Origin of the sequence: Bartonella sp. AU18XJBT (assembly GCF_028618595.1) — a bacterium.
In the GTDB taxonomy this organism is placed as follows: domain Bacteria; phylum Pseudomonadota; class Alphaproteobacteria; order Rhizobiales; family Rhizobiaceae; genus Bartonella.
Genome location: NZ_JAQITE010000056.1, coordinates 1 through 6,406 on the forward strand (window position 1 = coordinate 1; position 6,406 = coordinate 6,406).

General features: G+C 39.2%; 5 protein-coding genes and 1 pseudogene. 1 reads left to right on the top strand and 5 read right to left on the bottom strand.

Annotation, left to right across the window (positions count from 1 at the left end; translation table 11 throughout):
- Positions 1–1,026: 1,026 nt before the first annotated feature.
- The 5 genes and pseudogenes from PVV60_RS09135 to PVV60_RS09155 all read right to left on the bottom strand — a co-directional run bounded on the left by PVV60_RS09135 (position 1,027) and on the right by PVV60_RS09155 (position 6,003).
- On the bottom strand, positions 1,027–1,341 hold the full coding sequence (locus PVV60_RS09135) for a hypothetical protein (protein WP_273724454.1): 315 nt from the start codon (positions 1,339–1,341) through the stop codon (positions 1,027–1,029).
- A 236-nt stretch (positions 1,342–1,577) separates the two neighbouring features.
- Positions 1,578–2,180, bottom strand: a complete 603-nt coding sequence (locus tag PVV60_RS09140) for an MFS transporter (protein WP_273724455.1) — start codon at positions 2,178–2,180, stop codon at positions 1,578–1,580.
- 515 nt (positions 2,181–2,695) lie between these two features.
- Positions 2,696–3,934 carry a DUF2087 domain-containing protein gene (locus PVV60_RS09145; RefSeq protein WP_273724457.1) on the bottom strand — a complete coding sequence of 413 codons (1,239 nt, stop codon included), beginning with the start codon at positions 3,932–3,934 and terminating at the stop codon, positions 2,696–2,698.
- A 10-nt stretch (positions 3,935–3,944) separates the two neighbouring features.
- On the bottom strand, positions 3,945–4,619 hold the full coding sequence (locus PVV60_RS09150; RefSeq protein ID WP_273724459.1) for a hypothetical protein: 675 nt from the start codon (positions 4,617–4,619) through the stop codon (positions 3,945–3,947).
- A gap of 213 nt (positions 4,620–4,832) precedes the next feature.
- Positions 4,833–6,003: pseudogene (locus PVV60_RS09155) on the bottom strand (MFS transporter).
- A gap of 194 nt (positions 6,004–6,197) precedes the next feature.
- Between PVV60_RS09155 and PVV60_RS09160 the strand changes: the two are divergent.
- A partial coding sequence (locus PVV60_RS09160) for a hypothetical protein (RefSeq protein ID WP_273724461.1) occupies positions 6,198–6,406 on the top strand: 209 nt, incomplete at its 3' end.

Sequence of the window (6,406 nt, forward strand, 5' to 3'; positions counted from 1 at the left end):
AAAAAAGGATTTTATTTTTTCAGAGCTTGAGGTGCGAATAAATTGAGATTTCCGCATAAAGCAAACATGGAAAAATTGTGATTTATGGATAATGTCTTTTATCAGATAAGAGGATGAGAGGATGATACAAGGGCATTTCTTTCAATGTCATAACGTAAATCAATAAACAATAAAACGCCAATACCATTCTCAAATTGATTGACTATCATGAGTTGCATGGTCTTTCGCCGAAAGAGTGCAACCTTGAAGATTTAAGACATTTATAAAATCGTGTACAGAAATTGAAGTTCCCATAATATTATAAAAAGTTGGTGTTCTTCCTTTCAGGTGTAAGGTATGGCCATGATAGCCACAATCGCATGATTGATCCTATGCAATATGAACAACATCGCTTGTGGCTTGTTCGAGTAATGGTGCGTCTTCAGGATAAAAAAACAAAGACAATTAATTCATCATTTTCAGGATTTGATTTTACTTGAATGTGATCATAAAGATGATAAATATCACCATTAATCTCGGAACACTGGAAACCTATTGGACTAGTTTCTTTTGTGGTAAAGCTAAGAGGCTTAATATGCAATTCAGGGATTTAAGTCTTTTATTTTCAAGATAGATTTAAGCTTGAAAGGTTTCTCCAAGATAGAATAGGTTTTTTAGACATTTTAATTTTTGCTTCCGAGATATCGTAATAAGTTTATCCGCAAAACTTGGCAGGTATATGATGGTATCGATAGAGAATTCTTCGATAGCTGAACTCAGAGTTTCAGGATCAACCATAGAGGCAAATGGATAATATGTTACTTTGAGAAGGCGACAAATTTCATGTGCAAATAAAAAACACCCCACAATCCTCCAGCTGTGAGGCAATTGGCAATAGAGTTTGCAGAGCAATCTTTAAAGACCGTTTCGAGTTTTTTTGCCGCAGAGTGTGTTACAGACTCATAATTGAGCCATTTATGGCGAAGTGTTTTGGGCATCCTTGTTGTGCTATTGGTTTTCAAAAATTATATGTGACATGGAAGTTCCTTATTTTTTAGTTTGCATGAGACAAAGGCAAAAGACAAAGGCGGAGACACCAACAATCATGCAAAAAAGCAAAGCGATATGATTGTTGAAATAGCTGATGATCCATCCACTTGTCCATGAGCCTATAGCTTGGCCAATATTTGAAATAACAAGAATATAACTAAAAAGAACACTGGCAGAGAGGGACGCCGTTGTTTTCTCTGCTTGATAGTATATTTCTGGAATCATAACAGATTCATAGACACTGTAGGCAATTAATGCAGTCATAGCGGTAAAGGCGCCACCCATGAGGAAAAATGCGGCGAAACTTCCCATAAGCCATAATAGGTAGAAAGTTGATTTATCAGAAAGGCTGAGATGTTTATTGATTATTCCTTGTCAGATACAAATACTGATGCCAACAATTGAAAAGAAAATCCCACTATAAGGGGCGAGATTGCTGTCAAATTTATTGAGAAGTGTTGTGGTGGTGATGAAAATTCCCATGAGGAACGCACAGAGCAAAGCCGCGACCAACAAATAAGCAATAGAACGATTATGTATTATTGTTTTTAAAGAAAAAAGAAGAGTTTTTTTGTTTTTTCGTTCTTTTCAAGAGATAATGTTTTATGGGGGTAGTGATAAACAATTTGAATGGATAAAACACAAAGATACAAACTAATAAATGCAAAAAAAGCCATCAAAAAAACTGATGCATTGTATTTTATAGCACTCGTTGCAACGAGAGGGGCTATAACGACAGCAGCGTTTTGAAAAAAAGAATAGAGAGTTAATGCGCGTTTAAGAGTACTTCCATTGAGATGTTCTGATAAAATTTCTCTCAAAAATGGCTTTGAAATTGCTTTCGAAAAAGCCATTAAGGTAAAAAAGATCAACCATGCGGAAGGCATGAGCGATAGGATAATACACAGGAAAGCAATACTCCTTAAAATAAAGGCGGTAGCCATTAAGAGTTTACGCGAAAATCTTTCTAATAAACCCGTTGTGGTTATCATGAGAATGCTTTCAAGGATTAGTGATCCAGCGAGATAAAACGCAACATTTCCAGCTGTTATGAGAGTAGAGTTTCCAAGTAAAGGGAGTACAAAGAAAAAGGAAAATTCAGAAAGAAAAACTGCGCTATAGATAAAAAAAGTTATTTTATTTTTGCCCATGGAATTTCCATAGAAGTGTCGTTAAATGATCAAATGCATTTTGTTGTATCTCTTGAGGAAGTCTTAAGAGCCCTGTTTCCGCTGTACACATTTCGTTGAAATAGTATCTTTCTTGATTTACCGGACAGTCCACTGCAAGAATATTATTTTTTGTTTTTCTACGATGTTTTTAGAAATATCGAGCATGATCTGGATTGAGAAACAACACTATACCTTGATGTTTGTGCAACAATCGTCAGGTCATTGAGACTTTAATCCCCATATCCTCTCCTGATGGTTTTGACTGTTTCTAATCGTATTTGATAACCAACTGATACCCCGCATTCTTGCTTCTTCTCATTGCATCTCTTGCGAAGAGAGGACGCTAATCTCATCTCCATAGATTGTCAACATATGAGTGGGATGAATGATTTTATAACCTTTTAATAAAATTATATTTTTTAGTGGAAGTTTATTCATTCTCTTGAAATAGAGAAGAAAAACGATAGCGTTCGCTAACATTTTTCAATTCTCTTTTAGCGCATGCGTTGATATTTTCCTCCATGGCGTTGTAAAAAACCCCTCTCAACAAGAGTGCGTCGTAATCGGGCAAAGTCTACCGTAAAGAGATTGCATATCTTGGAAACTTCCGTTTCGCTATAGATTTTTTCCTTTTGAAAGGCTTCACCAATTTTTGATAGCATCTCTTCTGTTTCTAAATGGCGGTCGCTTAAATTTTCCCTATTCCGCTCATGTTTATTTCCTAGCATTTTCCACGGTGTCTCTTCGGTTTGAAATCCTTCTGTTGTGTTGTGAATAAGTCCGAGGTTCAAAAGGCGATTGATGGATTTATGAATGGTTTTGGCATCTGAATCGACATGTTTGAGGACTTCGGAAAGATTTTTTGCGCCAAGGATAATGGCGGCGTAAACAGCGCGCAGTGTCGGTGAGGTCATAGCAGAGATCAGTGAATTGCGGGTATTGCTTTTGTGTAGTGTTTCTTTTCCCATGGGCAAAAGATCATTGCGAATGGGCAGTTCATTGATCTCTATGAGTTCTGCTTGGAGCGATTGTGCGCGTACAATTTGTTCGGCAGGGGTGCGTTTGCGAATAATCCCCAGACCACTTTGGCGATATTTGTGGTTTTCGGGGAGGGTTAAAGCCTCATAGGAGCCATCAAGCCGATAGAGGATTTCTTCCCAGATAGGAGTTCTGACACGTCGCACCCGCTGTGCCCCATTGAGAGCAATTGTTGTTGTCATGGTTGGTTCATGCAAACAAAGATAACCACCAGTGGTGATGTGTTCCCAAAGGGTTATAACAAATCGTACATCATCTGCGGGCGTTCCAGCATCAAGCCAAGCAAAATCTATTGGTCCCCAAGATTTGAGTGTTTCATCATCGAGAGAGAAGAAATTCTCATGAATAAATGTTACCATGTTTTTTTCAATACCGTCTTGAAGCAGTTTTTGCCATGCTTCTTCGGCTGATTGGCCTTCTGCTGAAAAATCATCAATGGTGATAAGTCGAGGTTCGTAATTTTCAGGAATCCCTGAAGGATCAAGTAAAGCTGTACGTTCTTCCCAAGTGGAGGATTCTAAAAGTTTTTTATCTTGTTGCCATGCTTGTTTTGCTTTTTGCAGTGCTTTAGCAATCAAGCGCGTACTATCCCCCGCACCGATTTCAATGACTGTGCGTGGTCTTGCCATTTGAATGAGCGTGTAAAGAAGTTCAATACTGTTTTCTGTTCCCATACCGGGTCTTATCAGAGCCATCTTTTGATCCTTATCCTTTTATTAAGCGCAGCATTCCTGCTTTGATGAAAAATGTTGTTGTTTGTTCTATGGGGTGTTGAAGATGCATTTCTGTTGTGGCTTTTTGTAAGAGAGGTTTGGTTTTTTCATTCAGCCGGATTGTGCGCCCATTGAGTTGATTAATGGCAAGGGTACCAAGAGAAGAATTAACAATACGGCATGTTGGTTCACGTAAAAGAGCGGTTGCATGATTTGGTGAAAAGGCTTTTTGATCTGTTTGAATGAGACCGTGTCGCAATAGTGATATTAAAAGACTGTTCACCTCAAAAAGGTAACCATTGAGTTTGATTTCTTTCAAGGATTGAACAGAACAGCCCTCATGAAGTGCTGCAAATGTTGGCAAATCAAATCCAGCAAAAGCACAGCTTTTTGTGGAAACAACAGTGATAGGCTGAACTTGGCGTTTGCCAATGAGTGCCGGTTTATTTTTTATGATTTGTATATTCTTTGCCCATTGAACGTGTGCTAGGGGGGCTAATGTACGTGGGTAAACGGCAAAAGAATTGATTGCTATGGGTGGTGTGGGTTTTTGTAAGGCAAGGATGTGGATGTTTTCATTCAAGTCATGTTGCATATAGTCTGCCAGTTGCCACACATAACCACCTGTTCCATGGTAAAAATTTAAGCCTATAGGATCTTGTTGCATGACGTTATCGTTTTTTTTGCTTTAAAATATCAAGTTTTGGGGAGGGGTGTTCGTTGCTCTACATTAAAGAGTGGTTTATCAAAGTCCTATTGGGTTGGTATGGGGTTGCATGGGATACAACGATTTGATAGGGATTTTATTAGGATTTGATAGGGCGGTGATTGTCATGTCCTTTTGGGGTGTATGGTTTGCTTGAGAAAAACGCCTCGTCCACTAACCATTCTCAAATTCTCTCTGTTCCTTTTTTTGTACGGCACCGTTCACAATAAAACCTAATATGCCTGCGATCATTGTGGCGATGCCGATGATAAGGAGTGTGCTTTGGGTGTGGTGCACTTTTACAAAACCGGCTCCTAGAAAGCCAAGGCATACGGATGTCTGTATGATGAAGATATAGGCAGGCATTTGACTGTTTCGTTGTTCTTTGGGGATGGCTTTCATCATAAAACTTGCCATTAAGGCATTTTGCACACCATTGGCACTCCCAAGGATGAAAAATGATAGCATCATCAGCCATGTGAAGTTTGTTAAGGAAAAACAGAAAATTGCAAAGCCAATGGTTGCGGCAGCTAGTGATGCTCCAGCGGCATTGCCAAAATGGTGGAAAAGATTGGAGAAGCAGAGTGGACCAACCACTAAGCCTAGGCTTAGCATACTTGTGATCACCCCATAGGTTTCAGCACTTAAGTTCAGCTCGGTGCGGATGCGGACAATCGACAAGACGTTGAGAGCAGAGGTGAGGATAATAGTGATGATGAGGGGCGCAAGAGCATAGACGACATTTTTTTTGCGCAAGAGACCCGCTAAATCTAGTCCTTTTTTGGTTTGCTGCGATGTATCTGTCTTTTGTGTATGAATTTTTAAACTTTTAAAACAGAAGAGAGTGATAAAGGTAGCACAAAGAACCATGATTGATAATGCAAAGAGTCCTTTTTGTCCGTTTGATATTCCATACAATACACCTCCTAGCAGTGGTCCGGCAATATAGCCAAGATTACGCACTGTTTGGATAATGCGATTGATACGGTCTAATTGCTGTTCATTTTGTGCGAAGTCAGGTACCGCAACAAGAATAGCAGACCAAAAGATTGAACCAGCACAGCCTAGTGCGAAAGAAAGGGCAATATAAAGCCAAAACTGGTTGGCGATTGCAGCTGTGGCTATGAAAAGCGCTTCAAACCAATAAAACAACAGTGACTGTGTGTACTGGTTGGAAGTGATGCAAAAGACGTGGTGCAATGGGTCCGGCACAAATCGCCCCGATAAGCCCTGCAAAAAGCAGCATTGAAATAGAAGTTGTGCTTTCTGCTAAGTGTAAAGCAAATGTGACTTGAGCCGTTTCATCGGCAAAGCTGCTAAGAGACAAAACGAACAAAAGTTCCATATGAGCGAAAATAATGGATTTTTTCTTTATCACAATGCTCCTCCCCAAGAGACTAAAGGTATATTTTCTTCTGCGTGTTTATGGGTTATCCCGCGCTTTGTCTAGTTTTTCTTGATGATCAGTTGAGAAAGGAAGTTTTCAGAGCTCTCTTTAAAATAAGCACAATGCCTATTTTCAGTGATGAGCAGCTCCTTATGTTTTTTGAAAGGGGAATATTGAAGGATTATGGGCTGGCGAAGTTGTCTGATATGAGAGATATGATACAAAAGGGTAATCAGAAAATTTCACAAAAAAGCTGCACTATGCATGCAGCTTTTTATGTGTTTGCTTTAGAGGTAGAGGTTTTAAAGTATGAAAGTATCCTTACGGCTTCTGTAACCATAATATCCAAACACACTGGAAA

What these genes read in the sequence shown, in the direction of transcription:
- PVV60_RS09140 (WP_273724455.1), bottom strand. Translation starts at nt 2,180, where the DNA reads ATGGGCAAAAATAAAATAACTTTTTTTATCTATAGCGCAGTTTTTCTT.
- PVV60_RS09150 (WP_273724459.1), bottom strand. Translation starts at nt 4,619, where the DNA reads ATGCAACAAGATCCTATAGGCTTAAATTTTTACCATGGAACAGGTGGT.
- PVV60_RS09145 (WP_273724457.1), bottom strand. Translation starts at nt 3,934, where the DNA reads ATGGCTCTGATAAGACCCGGTATGGGAACAGAAAACAGTATTGAACTT.
- PVV60_RS09135 (WP_273724454.1), bottom strand. Translation starts at nt 1,341, where the DNA reads ATGGGAAGTTTCGCCGCATTTTTCCTCATGGGTGGCGCCTTTACCGCT.